At 31.7% G+C, this 21,010-nt stretch carries 25 protein-coding genes; 4 read left to right on the top strand and 21 right to left on the bottom strand.

Going from position 1 to position 21,010, the window contains the following annotated elements; all coding sequences use genetic code 11:
• Positions 1-2: 2 nt before the first annotated feature.
• Positions 3-1,379 (bottom strand): hypothetical protein, encoded by a 1,377-nt coding sequence (locus CN692_RS00665; protein ID WP_098117085.1) that lies wholly within the window; start codon positions 1,377-1,379, stop codon positions 3-5.
• 388 nt (positions 1,380-1,767) lie between these two features.
• Between CN692_RS00665 and CN692_RS00660 the strand changes: the two genes are divergently transcribed.
• Positions 1,768-1,923, top strand: coding sequence for a DUF1540 domain-containing protein (locus CN692_RS00660; protein WP_098117084.1), 156 nt, complete (start codon positions 1,768-1,770; stop codon positions 1,921-1,923).
• A 157-nt stretch (positions 1,924-2,080) separates the two neighbouring features.
• Here the strand turns inward: CN692_RS00660 and CN692_RS00655 are convergent, their stop codons facing one another.
• The 11 genes from CN692_RS00655 to CN692_RS00610 all read right to left on the bottom strand — a co-directional run bounded on the left by CN692_RS00655 (position 2,081) and on the right by CN692_RS00610 (position 11,313).
• Positions 2,081-2,407, bottom strand: coding sequence for an antibiotic biosynthesis monooxygenase family protein (locus CN692_RS00655; protein ID WP_098117083.1), 327 nt, complete (start codon positions 2,405-2,407; stop codon positions 2,081-2,083).
• Positions 2,408-2,521: 114 nt separating this feature from the next.
• A complete protein-coding gene (locus tag CN692_RS25950) occupies positions 2,522-2,659 on the bottom strand; it encodes a hypothetical protein (RefSeq protein ID WP_179865567.1) in 138 nt (45 codons plus the stop codon).
• 113 nt (positions 2,660-2,772) lie between these two features.
• Entirely contained in the window at positions 2,773-3,933 is a 1,161-nt protein-coding gene (locus CN692_RS00650) for an MFS transporter (protein ID WP_098117082.1), read from the bottom strand.
• A gap of 724 nt (positions 3,934-4,657) precedes the next feature.
• Entirely contained in the window at positions 4,658-5,029 is a 372-nt protein-coding gene (locus CN692_RS00645; protein WP_098117081.1) for an ArsR/SmtB family transcription factor, read from the bottom strand.
• The gene (locus CN692_RS00640; RefSeq protein ID WP_098117080.1) at positions 5,029-5,454 is read right to left on the bottom strand and encodes an SRPBCC family protein; all 426 of its coding nucleotides are present in this window, start codon (positions 5,452-5,454) and stop codon (positions 5,029-5,031) included. Before CN692_RS00640 ends, CN692_RS00645 begins: the two co-directional genes overlap by 1 nt.
• A 109-nt stretch (positions 5,455-5,563) precedes the next feature.
• Complete coding sequence (locus CN692_RS00635) at positions 5,564-6,049, bottom strand: GNAT family N-acetyltransferase (RefSeq protein WP_098117079.1); 486 nt, start codon at positions 6,047-6,049, stop codon at positions 5,564-5,566.
• Positions 6,050-6,142: 93 nt separating this feature from the next.
• Positions 6,143-6,433 (bottom strand): hypothetical protein, encoded by a 291-nt coding sequence (locus tag CN692_RS00630; protein ID WP_098117078.1) that lies wholly within the window; start codon positions 6,431-6,433, stop codon positions 6,143-6,145.
• A 181-nt stretch (positions 6,434-6,614) separates the two neighbouring features.
• Complete coding sequence (locus tag CN692_RS00625) at positions 6,615-7,814, bottom strand: CapA family protein (RefSeq protein WP_098117077.1); 1,200 nt, start codon at positions 7,812-7,814, stop codon at positions 6,615-6,617.
• Between the two features lie 230 nt (positions 7,815-8,044).
• A complete protein-coding gene (locus CN692_RS00620; RefSeq protein WP_098117076.1) occupies positions 8,045-9,082 on the bottom strand; it encodes a hypothetical protein in 1,038 nt (345 codons plus the stop codon).
• 90 nt (positions 9,083-9,172) lie between these two features.
• Positions 9,173-10,627, bottom strand: a complete 1,455-nt coding sequence (locus CN692_RS00615) for a sensor histidine kinase (RefSeq protein WP_098117075.1) — start codon at positions 10,625-10,627, stop codon at positions 9,173-9,175.
• Complete coding sequence (locus tag CN692_RS00610) at positions 10,624-11,313, bottom strand: response regulator transcription factor (protein WP_098117074.1); 690 nt, start codon at positions 11,311-11,313, stop codon at positions 10,624-10,626. Before CN692_RS00610 ends, CN692_RS00615 begins: the two co-directional genes overlap by 4 nt.
• A 247-nt stretch (positions 11,314-11,560) precedes the next feature.
• Between CN692_RS00610 and CN692_RS00605 the strand changes: the two genes are divergently transcribed.
• Positions 11,561-11,887, top strand: coding sequence for a hypothetical protein (locus CN692_RS00605; protein ID WP_098117073.1), 327 nt, complete (start codon positions 11,561-11,563; stop codon positions 11,885-11,887).
• 54 nt (positions 11,888-11,941) lie between these two features.
• Here CN692_RS00605 and CN692_RS00600 read toward each other — a convergent pair whose 3' ends face one another.
• Positions 11,942-12,787: a class I SAM-dependent methyltransferase gene (locus tag CN692_RS00600; RefSeq protein ID WP_098117072.1), complete on the bottom strand. Its 846-nt coding sequence runs from the start codon at positions 12,785-12,787 to the stop codon at positions 11,942-11,944.
• A gap of 65 nt (positions 12,788-12,852) precedes the next feature.
• Positions 12,853-13,572 carry a toast rack family protein gene (locus CN692_RS00595; RefSeq protein WP_098117071.1) on the bottom strand — a complete coding sequence of 240 codons (720 nt, stop codon included), beginning with the start codon at positions 13,570-13,572 and terminating at the stop codon, positions 12,853-12,855.
• A 265-nt stretch (positions 13,573-13,837) separates the two neighbouring features.
• Between CN692_RS00595 and CN692_RS00590 the strand changes: the two genes are divergently transcribed.
• A complete protein-coding gene (locus CN692_RS00590) occupies positions 13,838-15,283 on the top strand; it encodes a flavin monoamine oxidase family protein (protein ID WP_098117070.1) in 1,446 nt (481 codons plus the stop codon).
• 107 nt (positions 15,284-15,390) lie between these two features.
• On the opposite strand, the gene CN692_RS00585 is transcribed toward CN692_RS00590, so the two are convergent.
• From CN692_RS00585 to CN692_RS00570, 4 genes are read right to left on the bottom strand one after another with little or no spacing between them, the layout of a single operon-like run.
• Positions 15,391-15,894: a GNAT family N-acetyltransferase gene (locus CN692_RS00585; protein WP_098117069.1), complete on the bottom strand. Its 504-nt coding sequence runs from the start codon at positions 15,892-15,894 to the stop codon at positions 15,391-15,393.
• A gap of 22 nt (positions 15,895-15,916) precedes the next feature.
• Positions 15,917-16,486 carry a nucleotidyltransferase domain-containing protein gene (locus CN692_RS00580; RefSeq protein WP_098117068.1) on the bottom strand — a complete coding sequence of 190 codons (570 nt, stop codon included), beginning with the start codon at positions 16,484-16,486 and terminating at the stop codon, positions 15,917-15,919.
• A gap of 59 nt (positions 16,487-16,545) precedes the next feature.
• Positions 16,546-16,806, bottom strand: a complete 261-nt coding sequence (locus tag CN692_RS00575; protein WP_142317358.1) for a hypothetical protein — start codon at positions 16,804-16,806, stop codon at positions 16,546-16,548.
• Between the two features lie 4 nt (positions 16,807-16,810).
• A complete protein-coding gene (locus CN692_RS00570) occupies positions 16,811-18,061 on the bottom strand; it encodes a helix-turn-helix domain-containing protein (protein WP_098117066.1) in 1,251 nt (416 codons plus the stop codon).
• A 450-nt stretch (positions 18,062-18,511) separates the two neighbouring features.
• Between CN692_RS00570 and CN692_RS00565 the strand changes: the two genes are divergently transcribed.
• A complete protein-coding gene (locus CN692_RS00565) occupies positions 18,512-19,009 on the top strand; it encodes a hypothetical protein (RefSeq protein ID WP_098117065.1) in 498 nt (165 codons plus the stop codon).
• A gap of 276 nt (positions 19,010-19,285) precedes the next feature.
• On the opposite strand, the gene CN692_RS00560 is transcribed toward CN692_RS00565, so the two are convergent.
• The 3 genes from CN692_RS00560 to CN692_RS00550 form a co-directional block, all read right to left on the bottom strand.
• Entirely contained in the window at positions 19,286-19,747 is a 462-nt protein-coding gene (locus CN692_RS00560; protein ID WP_098117064.1) for a hypothetical protein, read from the bottom strand.
• Positions 19,740-20,000, bottom strand: coding sequence for a hypothetical protein (locus CN692_RS00555; protein ID WP_098117063.1), 261 nt, complete (start codon positions 19,998-20,000; stop codon positions 19,740-19,742). The genes CN692_RS00560 and CN692_RS00555 overlap by 8 nt, the downstream gene beginning before the upstream one ends.
• Positions 20,001-20,228: 228 nt before the next feature.
• The gene (locus tag CN692_RS00550) at positions 20,229-20,948 is read right to left on the bottom strand and encodes a YebC/PmpR family DNA-binding transcriptional regulator (RefSeq protein ID WP_098117062.1); all 720 of its coding nucleotides are present in this window, start codon (positions 20,946-20,948) and stop codon (positions 20,229-20,231) included.
• Positions 20,949-21,010: the final 62 nt, after the last annotated feature.

Raw genomic sequence — 21,010 nt, 5'->3', positions numbered from 1 at the left:
TTCTAAAAAAGCCACTCTAAACCACATAAATAAAGCATAATCATAATTAAATAACTAATTGTATAAGGAATATTCCAATTCGATACTTTAAACGAACTCTCTTTCACGATACTCGACATTAATCCGATCGTAGCGTTGTATGGTCCTACTAAAAATGCTGAAATGGCTCCTGCTAGTAATGAAACAGTTAATATATACGGTGAAATACCTAAACTTTGTGGGTCTAGCGCTTCTGCCATTAACGTCAAAGTTACCGCAGGATGAAGCCCCGTAAAAGCAAATGCTAATGGAATTAATGGTAAAAGAATTAAAAATACTTCTGGTCCTACAATATCCTTAAAATGAGTAACTGCTAAATTTACTGTTTCACTTATATTCGTTCCTTTGACTACGGAAATAAAAAAGCCAGCTGACAAAAATATAAAAAATTGGTCTTTCATTTTAAAGGAGTAGGATTGAAAATACTCTTTTAAATTATGTAAAAATGCACTTTGTTGCTTAATGAGAAGAGACCAACTAAATGCAAATGGAATAACTAGAATTGAAACGATAATAACAAATGAATAGGAAAAAAGATGTTCGGCAAATGAAATGATCAGATTGAAAATCAGGATTGCTATGAAAATATGAAAAACTTTTCCTTGAGTAGCTACTCCTTCTAGTGAAGCTGCTGTTTCATCTGGTATTAAATTATTTCTAAGACCCTTCGTAACACTTTTTCGTGAATTTCTTGAGGCTAATATCCAATCTAACGCGACCCCCAATATACTTAAAGGCAGCACATACGGTAGAATTGATACCCAACTTACCCCCGTTACACCGATTACAATCCCAACGATTGGTGTAATTGGCGCCCAAAGTAGTGGCATTGCAAATCCATGTGTGATCGCTCTACTCATAAAACGTTCTTCTTTTTTAATAGAAAAAAGACTTAAAGATGGTTGAATGGAATAATATGTCATCGGTAAGGTTGCTAGATTCATAAACATACTTAAAAAATAAGAAATTCCCGATGTCATAATATACAACTGTCCGGATGTTTTTACTTTCTTCTGTATAATCGCTTGAATTCCATTAGCATAACCTCCCAGTCTGACCGGAAAACCTAATATAGGAATTAGTGCAAATAAAGTTAGCAAATCTAGCATTGGTCCAAATGACAGGATATAGTCTTTTAAACTAGCATGATTTCTCCAAAGTAGAATGAACCCAATTAGTAAAAAAATACTTCCAATTGTTCTAACGAGTGACTTAACCGTAAACATTGTATATAGAACAATAAAAATACATAAACAAGAGATATAAATTTGCAAATCCCATTGAAACAAAGAGGATAATAAATAGAAAAAGATTACTAAAGCAAACATATACTTCAACACGTTCCAACATCCTCCCCTTACCTTTGGTATACCATAATTAAATATTCAGTATATTTTATAAGGAATTATACCATAAATAGCTAGTTTTGGTATACAATTTTATCTTTTATCATTTTTATGATAGTGAAGATAAAATTGTGGATTTAGTTAGAACTCAAAAAAGTATGGGGTTTTACAGAGTTAGTATATTCAATTTCAAATATGTTTAATCAAGATCAAGAAACTTAAAAGTAATAGGTAAACTAAAATCTTATCTAATTAATCGATAAGGTTTTTACTCGCCATATAAAGATTTACACCTTGTATTAATTTACATTAAAAAAAGCGATTCAAATATGTATCAATCCTCTTATTAATGTTAATGATAAAATTAAGGAGGTGTCTTACTATGGCAAAAGATGTACTTTGTGAAGTTGATAATTGTAAATATTGGGCTTCTGGAAACCAATGTAGTGCAGATTCCATTTATGTTGTAAGTCATAAAGGGAAACAAGCTGCAAACAATGCTGAAACAGATTGCAAAACATTTGATCCAGGATTATAAACAATTAAGGGTAACCTATTTAGGAGGTTGCCCTTTCTTATTTATAGTATTGATAATAACTATCATTTTCATTCAAATTAATTCCAATTATTTTATATTTTTACATCTGAGCCTTCTCACCGTTATATACTCCTGTATTATTGACGGCGATAATATTTTACATTTCAAAAAAACTATCTCTTTCAACTTTACACACTCTTAACGCGAAAGATTCATACCAGTCTTTTTTTCCACGTTCTTGTGCAACTTTATGAACCGCATGCTCTTTCCATGTTTTAATCGCTTCCAATGACTCCCAATACGAAACAGTTATACCCATTTCATCATCTCGAGCACTCTCCACTCCTAGAAATCCTTGTTGGCTTGAAGCTAATTCAACCATTTTTTCGGACATCTTACTGTAACCATGATCTCCTTCAGTTCTATTAGAACAAAAAATTACCGCATAGTAAGGCGGATTTGGCGTTTTTGCAAATGATCCCATTTATACCTCTCCTTTTTCTATTAATCATATTTGATTAAGGAGCTATTTAACATAGGATTAATCAAAAAAATAAAATAAAATAAAAAAGCGATACAATGTATCGCTTAAAAAGTATCACTCAAATAAATAAGGATTTCCACTTATACTTTTTCTCATTTCCTCTGTAACTTGAAAATCTTCTTGTTCGAAGTTTTGCTCAAATGATTCTTCACTCATTCCGCTGCCATCAAAATGCATTGGTTTATTTTCCATAACTTTCACCTTCTAATTCATAGTAGTTTTATGTCACTATTAGAATGTCCAATTCTGAAAAATAAATGACAAAAAAACGATGCAATAAAAATTACATCGTTTATATATACATATTAATTTGTACTTGCTTTCACTTTATTTGTTTGAACAAAAGAGTAAATTGCAGAAAATAAAGCAAAAATAACGATAATACCACCTACTAATGCATTCATTGTTACATGATACTGAGTAATTAGAATACCACCTAAGCTTGAACCTAAAGCAATTCCTGTATGTGAAAATGAGTTATTTAATCCAACTTGTATATCTGCTGACTCTTTAGCTACTTTCGCAAGGCTATCTTGAACTGCTGGACTAATTGACCATGATACAGTACCCCATATGATAACAATAATAAATAAACTAATGATTGAACTCGGTGCGAATGTTAGAGTTAAAATCGAAATAGCCAATAACCCTAAATTAAATACGATCGTTTTACTTCCACCAAATTTATCAGTAGACCAACCACCTAACCATCCACCTAAAATTCCTGCCATACCAAATACTAATAAAACAATACTAATCATGTTAGTAGATAATCCCATCGTTTTAATTAAGTATGGAGTAAAGTAAGTGTAGATTGTAAAGTGTCCTGTTAACTGTAAAAATGAAATAAGTTGGATCGATAAAATACTTTTATTTTTAAGTGTCGCTACTTGCTTTATCAATGGGATCGTAGGCTGACCTTCAACTTTTGGTAAAAATTTATATATCCCTAACATCGACAGTAAGCTTAATAAACCTACTAAAACAAATGTCATTCTCCAGCCAAAATTTTCTCCAATTACTGTACCTAATGGGACACCAAAAACTAAAGAAGAACTGATTCCCATAAAAATAACCCCAATTGCTCTACCTCTAATTTCAGAAGAAACAATATTTGCTGCAGTCGTTATTGAAACAACGATTACGACCGAGCAGCTTGCTGCAAGAATTATACGTGCAATCAATAAAACAGCAAAATTTGGACTAATAATAGAAATAATATTTCCAAAGAAGAATACGGTTAATGCGATTAACAGTAATTTCTTACGCTCCATTTTTGAAGTAACCGCGATAAAAACAGGAGCACCAAATGCAAAGACTACCGAGAAAATTGAAACCAATTGACCAACAGCTCCAACTGAAACATGTAAATCCCCAGCAATCATTGACAGTAAACCGGTAATAATAAACTCAACAGTTCCCGCTACAAATGTTGCAATAGCTAATATATATATTCCTTTATGCATTATAAAACCCCTTAAATATGAACCACATAATATTTTTTGTCACATTATTTCATTATATAGATATAATTAAAAATGTCTATGTAAAAAAAAGAACCTGGTTGAGGTTCGTTTTCAAACGTTGAACATATTTTTGGCGATTAATAATCAAATTTTTGTAAAGGTTGGCTTCTGAGTTTGATTTCTACTACAGGTTGGTCCCTTTATGAGTTAGATTTTTTCTTTTTTTGGCTGGTTTACTTACTCATGAGCTCTTTATGGGTAACACTTTTCCTTCTTTTTCCTGTTTTACTTACTCATGAGCCTTCCATGAGTAACACTTTTCCTTCTTTTTCCTGTTTTGCTTACTCATGATCCCTTTATGAGTAACACTTTCTCTTCTTTTTGCTATTTTACTTACTCATGAGCGCTTTATGAGTAACACTTTCTCTTCTTTTTGCTGTTTTACTTACTCATGAACCTTCAATGAGTAACACTTTTCCTTCTTTTTGCTGTTTTGCTTACTCACGATCCCTTTATGAGTAACACTTTCTCTTCTTTTTGCTATTTTACTTACTCATGAGCCCTTTATGAGTGACACTTTCTCTTTTTTTAATTGTTTTACTTACTCATGAGCCTTCTATGAGTAACACATTTGCTTTTTTTCGCTGTTTTACTTACTCATAAACCCCGTATGCTCCTCACAAAAAAAGAGTGCCCCAATAAAATTTCGGGACACCTTCATGATTTAATCTTCAATATGGTCTTTTGTCGCTTTCACTATTTTTAAGCTTTGGTCTTCATTATTTTCAACAAGATGTTGTAAAATTGATAATTTATTTGCCCAAAATTGTTCGTAGTAGGATAACCATTGTTTGATTTCTAAAAATGCTTCTGGCTGAAGTTTGTATCTTCTTTCTCTGCCAACTTTTCTTCCACTTATTAGTTCAGCTTCTGAAAGAATATGGAGATGTTTTGCAATTGCTGTTCGACTCATTGGAAAATTACTTGATATTTCAGAGATAGGTAGTTCATTATTTGCTAATAATTTAAGTACTTCTCTTCTCGTAGGATCCGCGATTGCTTGAAAAACGTCATATTTTTGTGCAGAACTGGACACTAGTTTTCAACAACCTTTTTAAGTTTTTGAACAATACCTGTCCAACCAACATTCATATTGTCACGGACAATCGCACTTTTTTGATTTGGTTTTGGAAGAATTTCGTCTGCAGTTTTCCAGCCACTATGAATTAAAGTAAATTCAGTTTGTTCACCTAAATCTTTTAAAATAAATGATACTACCCATCCGTCAACATCCCAAGAAAATGATACTAGGTTTGGTTCATCAATTTCTAATACCTTACATGGGGATGCACCGAATGGTCCTTGCAAATGAAATTCATGCCCTACTGTTGGTTGAAAATCATTCGGCATAAACCAGGCCGCAATACCTTCTGAAGTTGATACTACCTGCCATACTTTTTGAATAGGTGCATTGTATATTAGTGTTTGTTTAATATCTTCTACTTGGTTTTGTACTCCCATATAGACCCTTCTTTCAAATTAATATAAAACCTTTTAGTTATATTTCAAATTATATATAACCATTTGGTTTCATGTCAATCACATTTTATGTCCATATTTTTCTCTTTAGCTAACTAATTTTATTCCCTCTTCTAACCATCGTTGTGAATTCTGCACGCTCAGTATGAAACTCTTTTTCTTTTGTGAAGCTAAAATTTTCATATAGTCGAATTGCTCTTGAATTAAACTTTGCAACTGTTAATCTAAACGAGGAATGTTTTGTTGTATCCTCGATATCAATAAGAATAAATTTGAAAAATTGACTTCCTAAGCCTTTTCCTGTTAAATCTGGTCTAACACCTAATCCGATATCAATCAATGTTTCGTTATATACACCAAACCCGTTTCCTTTTGGAACTTGAGCAGCCTGTCCGCTGCAATAAAATCCTACTAGGTTCTCATTTTGGTCAATTATTGCTTTGTATTGATTGTTTAACAATTCATCTAATTCTTCTTTTCCCGACTTAATATTATAAAAATCGTATGGTGGCACATATCTCCAATTAACAATTTCAATCGCATAAGAATCTGTCATTTCTTTAATAGATAACTGCATTATTTCCCCTCACTTTTTCAATTTGTCCCATACATATAAAAAGCATTACCCCTTAAATTGGAGTAATGCTATACACTAATAGAGCATTTTTAATTACGAAACTGCTCTATGTCTTACAAAAAAGAATACACCGATATTCACTAAAAATATTCCTAAAAATGCTGCTAATAATAACTGTACGCCTGAAATTACACTCGCACTATCAGTAGCATGAAGTAACCACCAAATACTCGCAAATCCTAAGATGAAGAGATTAATATTAAATGCAATCGACATTGTAGCTAGTACATTTTTTGTTTTTCTTTGCATTTTAACCTCTAACCAGACTGATAAAATCAAGGAAACGAAAATAAAACCAAGGAACGCAATAAACTTTACATCCATTCTTATTCCTCCTAAATTTTATTTGGCAATTAACTCTATTAGGTTATTCTTTTGATTCGATATAAAAAAGGATTTTCCTTCCAAAAATAACAGTATTACAGTAAATAAGGACTAATACCCATAACGATTGCACTAACCATTAGAACTGGATTAAAGACATTAGCTAAACCTAATTTCTAATCTAATTTTTTTCATATTTAGTCCAATTTGATCCTTTGATTTTATTTGAAAGATAAATAATTTTTTTCTTAACTCTTTGTGCTTCTGATCCTTTTAAATATAATGGCTGATAATTATTTCGACTAGTTACCGAGGAAATAGAAAATGGCACAACTTTAATTTCCTTTTGATTAGAGAGCACTCCATTAGTTAAATGAAATGTTTGTTGGAAAACAAATGTATCTTTATCTTTTGGATTTTTATTTCCACCAAACATAAAGTTTCCTAAACTATAGACGATAAATTTCCCTTTGTATTCTTCGATCCCTTGGACGACGTGCGGGTGGTGTCCAACAATTAAATTTGCTCCGTGGTCAATCGAATAATGAGCTAAATCCTTTTGAATACTATTTGGTACATAATCTCGTTCGATTCCCCAATGGAAATGAATAATGATGATTTTCACGCCATTTTTTCGCAAGTTTTGAATATCATTATTGATTTTAACTCTTAAATCAGGTGAATCATTCCAACCTTCATAACCGAGGGCAGCTACTTTTACACCTTTAATTGTGGTTACATATTGATTGTCATAACCAAAATAACCAATTTTTTGCTTCTTTAAAGTGTTTATTGTATCTTCATAGCCTTTTTGTAAATAATCATGAATATGGTTGTTAGCTAGATTAACCGCTTCAATACCACTTAGATTTAAAATATTCGCGTAAGCCGGTTTACCTTTAAAGCGAAACGTTTTTGATGCTCTTTTTGTAGCATTTGTAAATGTCGTTTCTAAATTAACAGTCGATAAATCATCTTGTTTAAATATATTATTTAATCCTTTTGTAAAATACGCTAATCCATTTTTATTAGCTTCTGCCGGAAAAGAGTTTACATATTGAAAGTTCACATCTGATCCAAGCGTAAAGTCTCCAGCTGCACTAATTTTAATCGTCGTTTCGACGTTTTGAGGTTTTGTTGTATTGTGATTTTCAGGCTTTTGAACAGGAGGTTTGATCTCCGGCTTTTTTATCGGTTTTGGAGCATTGCCTACTTTATTATTATGATTGCTTTTAACTAAACTGTTTTCTTCTACATAAATTTTCTCATAAACATAATAGCTAAACACTGATATACATCCAAATAGTGCCAGCACCATAATCCAACCAATTACTTTGTTACTTTTTCTTTTCTCGGTGTTCTTAACCTTTCGACTCCTCATATGATTTTATTTCTCCTTTATATATATTTGCTAGAATTATAGGGAAAAAGTTCAGCTACTTGTTCGAACAAATATCTTGCCTATTTCTACGACCATTGAACGAATTTTTTAATAAAATGAAACTATGGAGATTTTTCTTCACAGTTGCCAATCTATACTTCCTTAATGTGTAAAAAAAGAGAAAGTGAGTAAAATCTCTCACTTTCTATAGAAGAAACTTTTGTCATTTCTTAGTTTTTCAAAGTTAATACATATGCTACAAACACATTTTTGTTATCTTTCATCATTACTTTAGAAACTAATAGTTTATTGCCTGACGGACTCCAAGTAATTGGTCCTGCGATCTCATCTAAATCAGTCGATAATTGTGTTATCTTTCTAGATTTGACATCGATTACAAATAATCCTCTTTCTCCTTTATCTTCCGAAATAACGGAAAAAGCTAGCGTTTTAGAGTTTGGGGACCAGCCTGAACCAAAAATTTGCGTCCCCGTTGCTAAAGAGGCAGTTTTTCGGCCCTTTTCATCCGTAATAAATAACTCTCTTTTTGTCGGTGTAATTTTTCTAACAATCGCATATTGCTTTTGATCAGGTGCTGGAATCACCCACTCGACATTTTGTTCACCATATTTTTTTCTAATTTCATTAACCTGATCTAAGCTCGGATTGATTTCTTTCACATGTCCAGTTAGATCAGCTGAATACATCTGACGAGATAAAGTTGAATAAATGATTGTATTATTATCAATCCATCGTCCTTCTGTTGCAAATGCATAGATTGTATCTGGCTCTGACATTTTAACCTTTTCAGTTCCTTCAGAACTTATAATATAACCAGTGCCAGTATTCCCATCCTCTGTTTGTTTATAGAAAATATGCTTTTTATCAGGCGAAATGACAGCACCAACTTGATCGTGCTCCTCACTGACTAATGCTTTCGATTTATTCGTTTTTAAATCATAAGAATACAAGTTAATATGATAAGTATAATTACCATTTTCTGTCATCACGTTTTTTGGTAAACTCGTATTTTTTTGCTCGGTTAAAATCGTATGATCATCTAACCAATCTGTCCCCCGCACACCTTCATATCGATCGATTTTTTCAAGAGCCAATTCATTTGTTACAACTTCTTCATTTCCAGTTAATACAGTAATCTTTTTATGCTTTTTTTCGATAACGATATTGTCATTTTGACTTTGACAACCAGATATTAATAAAATTGTACTAACAAGAACTATCACGTTAACCATAATCTTATTGAACACCACATCACTCCCCTACGCCCATTACTAACTATATGATAATTTTAGGATGTTTCAATTTTTAACAAATCATGTTTCCAACTTGTAAATTTTTTATTTCACAATAGGAAATGTAATGATAAAACTTGATCCGCTACCTTCAATTGATTCGACTTGAATCGTACCATTTTGCTTTTCAATTAAATCTTTTGTTAATGCAAGCCCTAGCCCAGAACCTCCAGATTGTCGCGAACGATCCTTATTTACAGTAAAAAATGGTTCAAATATTTTATCGACTACCGTAGGAGAAATTCCAATTCCCGTATCAGTTACATTAATAATTAACTGGTTATTTTCTACGATATTTGAAACACTTATTTCACCATTCGGTTTATTATACTTAATTGCATTGTCTAGTAAATTCATCATAATTAATGTAAAGCTTTCCTTATCGATTAAAATCGTTGCATGTTCAAAATTTGTCTGAATCGCTAATCCAAACTTTGTCATTTTCCCTTTCATTCTTGAACAGATATCTTCTAAAAGAGACTTTATATCGACTGCTTCTTTCTCAATTTCAAAGTCATATTTCTCAAGTTCTGCTAACTTTAAAATTTTTTCTACCATATCGTAAAGGCGAAGTGATTCCTTTCCGATATTACTGATCGCTTCTTCTAATAATTTCGGATCATCTGAATACATGTCTAATAAGTCAATATAAGCCCTTATAACTGTCAGAGGCGTTTTAAATTCATGTGTAATTGAGCCTATGAATTGTTTTTGTTGTTTTTCTAAAATTTTCAGTTTTTCCACTGCAAGTTGAAGATTTTCTTTTTCTTGTTGAATGCCTTTTATATTACTTTGAATTTCATTACTCATATAGAAAATGGCTTGGCTTAAATAGCCTAATTCATCTTTTCGACTTAAAATTGATCGTTCTGGATAGTTTCCTAATTTAATTTCCTCTGTTACTTTCCTGAGTTTTAAAATACTCATAACGAGCGAATTAAAAAAGAAATATCCAATAATAAAACTAAGAATAGTAGTAACTAAACCAATTTTAATAAAAAGATTAATTGTATTATCATAAAACTCCTGATTATTTATTAATGAATAATCGAATTGAACAACTCCGATTTGTTTATTCGCATTATAAATAGGTGCAAAATATGATAATGTATCACCTTTTTCCTGATAAGCAATTTTACCTTTTAATGCATAGCTCAATGTATCTCCTATATCAGTAGATTCTAATGGAAGAGAATCTCCTACAACTTTTCCTGACATATTAAAAATCGTGACATGAAGACTACTAATAATTCCAATTTGTCTAGCGATTTCCCGACCATATTGTTTATAAAACTCTTGAGGGTTATCTAATGTTTGACTTAAATAAACCTGCTTTACATATACGTTTGCTAGCTTACTTTGCCTAGCCAGTGTTTCTTCCGTTTGTTTTTGCTGATTTTGTTTGATTCCTTGAAGGACTAAAATACTTAATACAATAACAGTTCCTACTAATAATGCAGCTAAAAATAAGCTCGACTTAACTTTTATACTTAATTTCATTTCGTTTCACTTGATATTTTATATCCAACCCCAAAAACAGTTTGAACGATATGTTGGTATGAATTCCCAAGCTTTTTTCGTAAGCGTTGGATATGAATATCGACTGTTCTTGTACCACCGATATACTCAATCCCCCATACTAAATCTAATAATTCATCTCGACTATAAATTCGATCAATATTTGAAATTAATAATACTAGTAAGTCAAATTCCTTAGGGGTTAATTCAATATTTGTGCCATCAATAATAACTTTTCTTTGAGACGGAATGACTTGAAGCTTATTAATTGAAATCGATTTATTTTCATCAGAAGATGATTGCTTTTTTAATCTTCGAAGTAGCGATCTAGTTCTAGCTATTAATTCTCTAATATCAAATGGTTTTGTTATATAATCGTCTGCTCCAAACTCTAACCCTAAAACACGATCAATAATATCATCTTTTGCTGTAAGTAAAATAATGCCAAGTCCATCTTTATTACCAATTTGTTTACATAAATCCAAACCATTCATTACAGGCATCATAATATCCGAGATTAGAATATCCGGATTAAAAGTCGAGATTTTTTCTAGTGCTTCTTTTCCATTAAATGCGTTTTCTACATCATATCCTTCTCTACGAAATGCATATGTTAAAGGATCTACGATACTTTTTTCATCATCTACAATTAATACTTTCCCTTGCAATTACCTCACCTAAATTCATAATTTATGTTTTTTTACTTATGGCTTTTTCTATTTCCTTAGGAAAAATTATAGATGTCTCTTTAACGAATTACTAAACGTTTTTATTTAAATACAAAAAATTTACAACTTGGAAACATCTCATTCTCATTTTTTCATATTTGTTCGGTTCAATTATTAGTTTGGACAATATTCTAGTCCTTTATCTTGTTTCATACATTATGTAATGAATAAGATTGGGAGGGATTTCATGGATCATATTCGAAATATGGAAGAGAAATGTAAAAAATATCGACTCTGCCATGTAGTATTTCAAACTGCTGAAAGTGCATTATTAGAAGGGGTTTTATTAGATAATGACTCAAATAGCGCAAACTTACTTGTCCCAGAAGACCTCACTGCTCCTGAATCGAGTTCTTTTGAAGTAAGACAGAGCCATGCCGAAACTTTTATTCCTAGACAGCGAAAATATAAAAAAGTTAATATACCGCTACAATCTGTTTTAGCAATATACTTATTTCAAGATTACTACCACAGTTACCAGTATGTTTATCAAAGAAATTATCATCCACAGTAATAAAAAAAGCATCTAGCAACAGATGCTTTTTCTTTTTAGATGTATTAAATAAATTTATTGCGCTGTAAAAGCAAATATCGATAATGGCTTGATTTCATTATTCGCAATAAAATCTTCTAGAATTTTAACTTCTGATCGAATCAGTCCCGTTAATTTACTTGGCATGGCTTCAACATTACTTAGTTCAACATCAATATCTGATAATGTTTTATTAATTTCCCAATTACAATCATGTAATTGTGGTGAAAATATTGCTGTCTCATTATTTATGTTCCAGCCGGAGCTTTCACAAATAGTTTTTATATCATTCGGAGTTAAAAGAGTTCGAACATTAGATTCACTATCTTGTTTAAATGATTCGTATTGAGCTTGAATTAAAATCGATAATAAATGTGGGTACTGCTCAATTGAGCTAACTCTTGTGTCCCATTCAGCAAAGCATAATGTTTTGCCCCATTTTTTAATTTTAGTTAATAATGTCCCAAACTCTTCTTGTGATTTGAAATACCATGAGCAGTGAGACATTACGATATAATCAAATTCATTTTCTAAAAAATCAATAGACGGTGATAATAAGTCAACTTCAAACTCCATCTTTAATTGATTCCCTAATTTCGATTTCATTAAAAATTCTGCTGAGTCTCCTAATGAAATTGGACTTCCATATGTTTTTGAACCTATATCAACTCCATGAACTAATCCATTTCCCCCGACTACGTATGCTAAAACGGCAGTCGTATCTCCTTGACCACAGCCTATTTCAAGTACTTTACTTCCTTCTTTTATATTCCAAAATTCAACTAATTTAAAACGATGCTCTGTTTGGATTCTTTGTATGTCAGACATCCCATTACCTGATGCCATACAATCTATAACCGATTCAACTGCGTTTTTAATCATAAAACTCCTCCTTGGACGATACATGTTATTATTAATTTACTTTTCTACTAATCTTCCGTTTTGTTTCAATCTAATTTGAAGGTTACTTCTCCTACCCCAATATCCATATTAACTTCTAATTTAATTTTAGCATCGTCATATGCTTCATTAACGTAAACTCCATTACCTTTCGAAATTAAATCGATAACGTTTGCTTTTCCAATTCCTTTACTTAATTTAACTTTTACACCAACATTTGAAGGCAATACAACAGTCGTTTTACCGATTCCCGTTTTAATATTTGTTTCAAAACTGTTCTTCCAGTTTCCTCCTAAGTTGACATTAAGTTCTCCGACACCTGCATTTATATTTAATTTATTTAACTTCAAACCACGCAAATCAAGATTTGTCTTTGACGCACCTGTGTTTACATTTAAATCGAGCGGAATTTTATCCGAAAGCTTCAGATCCCACTCACTCTTTATTTTCCCGATTTTCATTTTTGATAAATGATGTTTAGACTGATCAACTTTTACATCACCAGTAGAATTTTTTAGTTTGTATGATACATCCGGTTTAAAACTTTTATTATTATATTCTGCCTTTCCCTCTACCCAGTTTTTAGTTCCTTTAGAAACATTCATTGATCCGGCACCTAAGTCTAAACTTACATCCAAATTCTTTGCTTGATCTTTATGAATTGAAATTGTCTCTTCCTTCACCTTACCATTGTTTACGATTGAGCAACCGGTAACAACGAAGGCCGCAGTAATTATTAATAGTACGGACATAATTAATTTTTTCATTTTTTAACCTCCAAATAAGAACTTCTAACACTCTCATTTTATGGAAATTAAAAAATCTAGATAACATCCTCTAGTATCAATCAGGCTACGGCTTAAGACTGAAAGTAAATAAAGTACAAGTAAGTCACTACTATTTATTAGATTTTTTGACAGGATTCTCCTCTATTCTTGTAAAGATTTTTATATTTTGTACTGCCCCAAACTTTCATACGTTATCCTGAATGTGAATAAAATGAAATGAATGAATTGTAAAGGAGGAGAATCTATGACAAATTTCCCACTAACTACGGATCAAATGATTTCTATTATTCGAAGCGGTCTTAGAAAAACCCAATTCTCCAAAAAAGTAGTGATAGTAGGCGCAGGTATGGCCGGATTAACCGCTGCTTCTTTACTAAAAGATGCGGGGCATCAAGTTACGATTATTGAGGCAAATGATCGAATTGGAGGTCGTGCCTATACGTTGCGCTCTCCCTTTAGTAATGGTCTATATTTAAACGCAGGACCATTACGAATCCCCAATATCCATCATTTGACTTTAGAATATATTCGAAAGTTTAAATTGCCAGTAAATGAGTTTATTAATGAAACGCCAAACGATATTATTTATGCAAACGGAATAATGACGAATGAAGCTAACTATAAAATTAATCCTGACATTTTAAATTATCCAGTAGCACAAAACGAAAAAGGTAAAACTTCAAATGCTTTATTGAATCAAGCATTGCAGCCATATATCGATTTTATTAATGTAAATCCATTAACGAATTGGGAAATAGTCGAAAAGAAATATGGCAATATTTCATTTGGTTCTTTTTTAAATTCCTATTTTTCAGTAGGAGCAGTCGACATGATTGGTGTGCTCCTTGATTTTGAAGCATTTATGGGGATGTCCTTTTTAGAGGTATTAAGGGAACAGGTCGCTTTTAATTCAGCAACAAAATTTTATGAAATAACAGGTGGTATGGATCTATTACCAAAAGCGTTTCTGCCACAATTAAAAAATAATATTCATCTCAACCAAAAGCTGATGAAAATTATTCAAAACGATAAATTTGTAACCATACAAACGACTGATAATAAAACCTCTAAACAATTCACGCTAAACGCTGACCTTGCCATTATCGCTATTCCATTTTCTCTCTTAAGATTTGTAGAAATTGAACCATTCAACTCGGTTTCTTACTATAAACGTAAAGCAATTAGAGAAATTAACTACATGTCTGCAACGAAAATTGGAATAGAATTTAAAAGTAGATTTTGGGAAAAACACGGTCAATTCGGCGGTAAATCTACAACTGATTTACCTAGTAGACTTGCACTCTATCCTAGCATTGATATTGGGAAACCAGGGCCTGCTGTAGTAAACGCAAGCTACACTTGGGCAGATGAGGCGCTAACGCTAAGTAGTTTAACAGAAGAAGAACGTATTTTTTATACTTTACGAGACTTGTCTAAAATATGGGGAAACCAAGTGTATACTGAATTCGTAAGGGGAACTTCCTTTAACTGGAGTCAAAATTCATTTTCTGTTGGTGCTTTTTCATTTTTTGAGCCTGGGCAAGAGGAAGAACTCAATTCATATATAAGTAGTCCTGAAGGAAGACTGCATTTCGCAGGTGAACATACTTCACGTTCTCATGCTTGGATACAAGGTGCTATTGAATCTGGGATCCGGGCTGCAAATGAGATTAATAATCTAATGGCATGAATAGTAGTACATCTGCGTTTATGAAAGAAACACTCTCGTACTAATTCAATTAAAAAAGCTTTTTTTCAAATAAAAAGAACCGGGCATCAACTCGCCCGGTTTGCGTTCTATAATAGTGCACCATCCGGCCTCAATCGCGCCATCATAATTTCATCAACAAACCGGCCATTTGCTTTTATATTCCCCTTCTTAACTCCCTCAACCTTAAAACCAAACTTTTCATATAATGCTTGTGCCCTAGGATTTGTTTCTAATACTCCTAACTCTACTCTTTCAAGCATTAACCAATGATCAGCCAAGTCTAATACTTTCGTAAGCAAAGCCTTCCCAATTCCCTTATTATGATGATTTCCATCAGACGCAATAAATAAATCTCCTACATGAGACCTGCGACCAGTTCTTTGCACTAAACCAACTAACCCTACTACATCTCCATTACATTCAGCTACAAATTCATATTCATTTGCTTGTAAGTTTCTAATTCTATTTTCCATCATGTCTACTCTCATACTAGGTAAAAAAATCAGATATGGAAAAACATTTTCTTGAGTGCATATCCTATGAAGTGCTTTCGCATCACTTATTTCTACTGGTCTTATCAAGATTTCCATCAAGGCTCACTCCCTCAAATTATTAGTTTAACCCATCTAACCATTCATGATTAGGATGATGGCGCAAAATTGCTTCACGCAACCACTTTTTCTGGAACTCGTTCAATGAATTAATCACATTTTTAAAATCCTCGTGATCTTTTTCCCTCGTATTACTAACCTTATATAAAAGTACTATTTCAGGATTTAAGTATGGAATACCCTCTTTTGAAAAGCTGTAAAATGAGTCTAGTTTACAAGTAATCGATTTATCTCTTCTAAATTTCCACTCATTGAATTCAATTTCATTTAGTAAGACTTCTAACTCACTATTCGTCTGATCATTCCTACCATGCAATTCATGGATTGGTAATTCTAGATATTCATTCTTCCAATTTGTTAATTCCCCTTTAAGGACTTTATTAAACTTCCACTCATTTAAATACTCTTTCAGACTTAATTGATCCTTACGGGCAATCGCGAATTCAATATCATGATGTTTTCTCGTTTCCTTATCTAAATAAAGGTCAATTGCCCATCCACCAGCAATATACCATCCTTTATTAAACCCTTTCATTATCTCATTTATTTTAAAACAATCATCAAAAACCATAAAAGTTCCCTCCTAATTAAAAAAGCACCACACTGAATGTATGATACTTATTTATCAATTTATTTAGTTCTAAAAAATAAATTTTTTTCTACTTTAGGATGAATTGGTTCATCAACAAAACAACGATTCCATCGATTGAATAGTTGAATCTCTCCGTCAAAAGAACCGTTTGTTTGCCCATCGTCTGAGAAAATTGGACTTTCAGAATCAGTTGAAACAATCGCAGTGTCAGTTCCGCCTGAAACTAAGTTTGGCTCATAATTCATAGATAATACAGTCATCATACACAATATTGTTATAATGCTGGATATTCTTCTCATCTTGTTATTTCCTGCTTTCGATTATTTTTAATAGAGTGTTATTGTATTCTTTATATAACAAGTTTTGATTTTCTAATGATTCGTGTTTTTCATAGTAATCTGCAACAACCCCATAATATTTAATTAATTTTTCGTGGTCATTATATTCAATCCATAATGGCAAAGCAATTTTACGTAAATAAGTCACTAAATTAGCCTCATCCTTTTTTGCTTCAAGTAATAAAACTTTCATTCTAATATAAGATGCACTATTTCTATCTTTTATTTTAGATAGATTTTCGCATAACAATTGAGTAGCAGTCTCGTAATTGTTCATGATCATCATATTGTTAGCTATATTTGAAATGACTAAAAAATACTCCTCAGTTCCCTCTTGTATGTTCGATAAGTATTCTTCATAATATCTAATCGCCTTTTTATGTTGACTAGAATGATAGTATAAATAGCCTAAATTATGTAATGCGCTCATTTGTATCGTTTTATCGCTTAGTATTACAGAAGCATCTAGTATTTCGATTAGAAATTGCTCAGCTCGATCTAATAACTTACTTTTAATTAATTGAAGTGAAAGTAACATTTTTGCATCTAGAATTCGTTTAATATTATTATTTTGTAGAAAAATAGGGATTGCCTTATTACAAAAATACATTGATAAAGAGGTCTGATTAATATAACTGTATACTAAAGCTCTATAAAAGCAGTATTCTTGAAAATCAATTTCAAGGTTCGGTGTAATTTCTTGGACTTCATCCATTACTTGAAGTGAATCATTGTATCTTTTTTCTTTTATGTAATATATTGATAGTGTAAACAAATATTTTATTGATTCATATTGGGAAAATTTCTTCATTTTTGCTTCAAGTTGTTTCCATTTTTTCTTTGCTTTTTTAAGATCTTCGATAAAAATATAATATCTCCAAATTGTAATATAAAAATCATTTGATATATTAGTATAGTTTATCTTATCTTCTTTATTGATTAATTCTTCATATAGCATTTTGCTAGAGTCATAGTCAGCTCGCTCTATAGAATTCCATAATCGTTTGAGCTGAATAGTCACTTCATCTATAATGTCATTCTCATCTATCTCGACTTGCATCTTCTTTAAAAGTAACCCAATCGTTTCTATACCAGCTTCTTTTGTACCATTTTCAATTTTACTTAAGTGTGAAACAGAACAAATCCCTTCACATAATTTCTCCTGAGTCCAACCTAATTTCTTTCGATGATGAAAGATCATCATGCCATAATCCATAATTAAATCTCCTGTTCATCTTTATTTAAAATAGATATTTCATATGATAAATAATAAATAAATTCTATATTAATATTTTTAATCTCATCCTAATAATTAAATTTTAGTAGATTCACCGACATATTAATATAAATTTCTGATAATTTTTAGACAAATTATATTCAAAAAATTTTCCCAATACAAAAAAGTCAAACATAATGGTATGATTTCTTTACAAGCAATTAAACGATACTAAAGATTAATAACTTCATTAGTATTTTTTAAATGCACCCCCATTTAATAACCAGTATTAAAGCAAGATGTAACTATTACATCTTGCGATTTTTTTGATTAAGCCAATAATATTTCTATAAATAATATAAATATAGTTTTAAATTTCCAGTCATCAAGTTTTGAAAACTATTCAAACTAGTAATCTTCTAAATCAATTTAAAGTTGTAGGGGTCTCATATGGCTAAAAAATCACCCACTCTATATTTGGTAATTTTTGGTATAATCTTCCTTATTATCTTAACATTAAAACTATCTATTGAAAAAGAAAAACAGAAAAGATTAGACGACGAAGCTTCAACAGAAGTGATCGTTGAACAAAGCGTCCAGGATTCTGTAAGAAATTATATTACGGCTATAAAATGGAAAGACGTCGAGAAATATAACTCTGTTGTTGTTGATTCATTAAAAATTAACACACATTCTTTCTACTTTACTAAAATAATGTCCAATGTAATTGACGCGAAATTCATCGGTGATAATTTATCTGTCATCCATTTAAATAAGAAAGATCATACTGCTACTATACATGTAAAATATGAAATTACGTTTGATGGTAAGACGTGTCCTAAAGTAAATTATAAAAATGGACGAAATATATATAATGTAACTCTTGATCTTGTTAAATTAAAAAATAAATGGGTAATTGCAAATATATACGATTTAAAAATTATTTAAAGTCATTTTAGATGGAAAAATGTTCTCTATAAAGTCCACGTCCCCGAAGAAAGTCACTAGGAAATTAATTTTCCTTGTGGCTTTTTTAGTATTATTAATGATTTCTCGTATTAATTTGCATTTTCTGTTCGCTTGACCTTATTGTAAATTTTGCGTTTTTCCCCTACTCAATTTATAAAAAAAGGAAGTCTCTAAGTACTCTGACTTTGAGACCTCCCATTTAAGTCATATGTAGTTTCTTCTCAATCTTATAAGTCTACTTTTTCTTTTTATCAATTAGATTGTTTCTAAATCTTTCATTAATAATTCTTTACTATCTTCATACTTTACAAGTTGTGTATATTCAAGCGCTTTTGTTTTAGCAGCTTGACTTTCTGTAACTCTACTTAGTTTTGCGCATGCTCTTGATAAAGCTTCATATGCATATGCTATGTAGAATGGCTCCAACTCCGCCTCTAAACTAATTTTAATACATTTTTCTGCGTAGTCTAAAGCTGTATCCCCTTGTCCGATCACAGCATATACTCTTGATAATTGCCAATATCCAATCGACACATTTTTTGGCGTATGCTCCTCTACTTTTGTCCAATGCCAAAATGAACTGTGACATAAATGAACCATTTCTTCTGTTTCACTAGGAGAACGGTTTTCTAATTCTAGTAAGTCCCACACTTTGTTAAAACATGATACAGCAAATTGCCTATGGGTAAATTTTTCTTTTTCAATTGTCTCAGTCACTATTTTTCCCTCCAGCTTTAAAATCTACAGATTGATTATTAACTTGAATTACGGCATTTCTACGTTGCTCGTCTAACTTTAATCCTTTTTCACCAATATATTGTTCATAAAAAGTGTTTCCTTGTTCTTCCGCAATTTTATTACGCTCATTGGCGTTAAAGCTCATTAAAATGCCTACCGGAGTTGCTAAAACTAACAAAAATACACCAATTCTTAGAGCTGCGGATTTTACAACCTTCATAAATTTTTTCATATGTATGGTTCTCCTCAAATTGAATATAATATTCGATAATTTCCACGCAAATCTTAGCTAACAATACTATTCTCTCTTACATTACTATTTTCCTGTCTGCCAGTTATGGTTCGTAAAAATTGAGTACTCATTTGAGTCAATTTTATATTGTTGAAATAAAAAACGCCTCCATCTAGATGAATATCAAATCACCTAAACGAAAGCGTTTATTTTATGTTTTTTTAATTATTATTCACCTAAGTCTACATTGTGGTAAACACGTTGAACATCTTCTATATCTTCAAGAACATCTAACATTTTTTCAAACTTAGCTAGTCCATCTTCTGGTAATGCTACGTCACTTTGAGCTAGCATTGTTAATTCAGCTACAGTAAATTCTGTAATACCAGCGTTTTTAAATGCTTCTTGAATAGAATAGAATTGGTCTTGATCAGCGTAAACAATAACTGCCTCTTCCTCTTCTAATATATCGCGAACATCTACATCCGCTTCCATTAAAATTTCAAGTACTTCATCAGAAGTTTTACCTTCAAGTCCAATTACAGCAGTTGCATCGAACATATATGATACTGAACCTGTTACGCCAAGATTACCACCATTTTTACTAAATGCAGCACGAACCTCTGCAGCTGTACGGTTTACGTTATTTGTTAATGCATCAACAATTACCATCGAACCATTAGGTCCAAATCCTTCGTAACGAAGTTCATCAAAGCTCTCTTCAGAACCACCTTTTGCCTTTTCAATCGCACGATCAACGATATGCTTTGGTACACTATATGTTTTCGCACGCTCAAGAACAACTTTTAAAGCTTGGTTTGATTCTGGATCCGGCTCACCTTGCTTCGCTGCTACATATATTTCACGTCCAAACTTTGCATAAACACGACTAGTATTTGCATCTTTTGAAGCTTTCTTTTCTTTAATATTATTCCATTTACGACCCATCTTGTCCCACTCTCTTTCAACTTTGAATCTACGATTAATTTACTATGTTTGACATTCTTTAC

It is taken from the genome of Bacillus sp. AFS002410, assembly GCF_002556365.1.
Taxonomy (GTDB): domain Bacteria; phylum Bacillota; class Bacilli; order Bacillales; family Bacillaceae_G; genus Gottfriedia.
Note: the sequence above shows the minus strand (reverse complement) of the source record. Positions and strands in the feature narration are given on the sequence as shown.

Bases quoted from the DNA above. Each gene is read 5' to 3' on its own strand.
- CN692_RS00585 (WP_098117069.1), bottom strand. From the start codon at position 15,894: ATGGAAATCTTGATAAGACCAGTAGAAATAAGTGATGCGAAAGCACTT.
- CN692_RS00630 (WP_098117078.1), bottom strand. From the start codon at position 6,433: ATGGATGTAAAGTTTATTGCGTTCCTTGGTTTTATTTTCGTTTCCTTG.
- CN692_RS00640 (WP_098117080.1), bottom strand. From the start codon at position 5,454: ATGGGAGTACAAAACCAAGTAGAAGATATTAAACAAACACTAATATAC.
- CN692_RS00580 (WP_098117068.1), bottom strand. From the start codon at position 16,486: ATGGTTTTTGATGATTGTTTTAAAATAAATGAGATAATGAAAGGGTTT.
- CN692_RS00655 (WP_098117083.1), bottom strand. From the start codon at position 2,407: ATGGGATCATTTGCAAAAACGCCAAATCCGCCTTACTATGCGGTAATT.
- CN692_RS00565 (WP_098117065.1), top strand. From the start codon at position 18,512: ATGGCTAAAAAATCACCCACTCTATATTTGGTAATTTTTGGTATAATC.
- CN692_RS00605 (WP_098117073.1), top strand. From the start codon at position 11,561: ATGGATCATATTCGAAATATGGAAGAGAAATGTAAAAAATATCGACTC.
- CN692_RS00590 (WP_098117070.1), top strand. From the start codon at position 13,838: ATGACAAATTTCCCACTAACTACGGATCAAATGATTTCTATTATTCGA.
- CN692_RS00625 (WP_098117077.1), bottom strand. From the start codon at position 7,814: ATGAGGAGTCGAAAGGTTAAGAACACCGAGAAAAGAAAAAGTAACAAA.
- CN692_RS00575 (WP_142317358.1), bottom strand. From the start codon at position 16,806: ATGAGAAGAATATCCAGCATTATAACAATATTGTGTATGATGACTGTA.
- CN692_RS00650 (WP_098117082.1), bottom strand. From the start codon at position 3,933: ATGCATAAAGGAATATATATATTAGCTATTGCAACATTTGTAGCGGGA.
- CN692_RS00615 (WP_098117075.1), bottom strand. From the start codon at position 10,627: ATGAAATTAAGTATAAAAGTTAAGTCGAGCTTATTTTTAGCTGCATTA.
- CN692_RS00660 (WP_098117084.1), top strand. From the start codon at position 1,768: ATGGCAAAAGATGTACTTTGTGAAGTTGATAATTGTAAATATTGGGCT.
- CN692_RS00550 (WP_098117062.1), bottom strand. From the start codon at position 20,948: ATGGGTCGTAAATGGAATAATATTAAAGAAAAGAAAGCTTCAAAAGAT.
- CN692_RS00595 (WP_098117071.1), bottom strand. From the start codon at position 13,572: ATGAAAAAATTAATTATGTCCGTACTATTAATAATTACTGCGGCCTTC.
- CN692_RS00635 (WP_098117079.1), bottom strand. From the start codon at position 6,049: ATGCAGTTATCTATTAAAGAAATGACAGATTCTTATGCGATTGAAATT.
- CN692_RS00555 (WP_098117063.1), bottom strand. From the start codon at position 20,000: ATGAAAAAATTTATGAAGGTTGTAAAATCCGCAGCTCTAAGAATTGGT.
- CN692_RS00600 (WP_098117072.1), bottom strand. From the start codon at position 12,787: ATGATTAAAAACGCAGTTGAATCGGTTATAGATTGTATGGCATCAGGT.
- CN692_RS25950 (WP_179865567.1), bottom strand. From the start codon at position 2,659: ATGGAAAATAAACCAATGCATTTTGATGGCAGCGGAATGAGTGAAGAA.
- CN692_RS00570 (WP_098117066.1), bottom strand. From the start codon at position 18,061: ATGGATTATGGCATGATGATCTTTCATCATCGAAAGAAATTAGGTTGG.